Source organism: Elizabethkingia argenteiflava (assembly GCF_009904105.1).
Classification (GTDB): domain Bacteria; phylum Bacteroidota; class Bacteroidia; order Flavobacteriales; family Weeksellaceae; genus Elizabethkingia; species Elizabethkingia argenteiflava.
In genome coordinates, this window is record NZ_JAAABJ010000440.1 from 1 (window position 1) to 484 (window position 484).

General features: G+C 36.8%; 1 protein-coding gene. It reads left to right on the top strand.

What is annotated here, in order from left to right; translation table 11 throughout:
• Positions 1–484 (top strand): transposase (locus tag GNY06_RS05180; RefSeq protein WP_166519097.1); only part of this gene is annotated, 484 nt, incomplete at both ends.

Sequence of the window (484 nt, forward strand, 5' to 3'; positions counted from 1 at the left end):
TGCTTCCCCAAGATTTCCCCAAGTGGCACCTGGTGTACTAGTAGCAGATATGGGGCAATTCGTACTAGTGTTGGAACATGTACGAGGCAAATTTCGAGTAAAACTAGGACAAAAATCAGAGCCATCGCTTGGTATTATGGACAGCCAGAATATTCGGTGTGGCAATATCCGGTCATTAAAAAGATTTGATGGCTATAAAAAGATTAAGGGCATAAAACGTCATGTGGTCGTTGATAAAAATGGTTTTTTAATTGCTATCATGGTTACAATGGCTAATATACATGATAGTAAGGCTGTTATTTTAATTATGCGCGTGTTAAAAGAAATGCTTTGTGGCATTATAGTTATTCTGGCTGATGGTGGTTATCGTGGGGAAATAGTAGATATGGTAAAAAAGGGGTTTGGATACATTATTCAGGTTGTTTTAAGGCCTGATAAGCAAAAAAATAATTTTCAGCCTATCCATAAAAGATGGATTATTGAA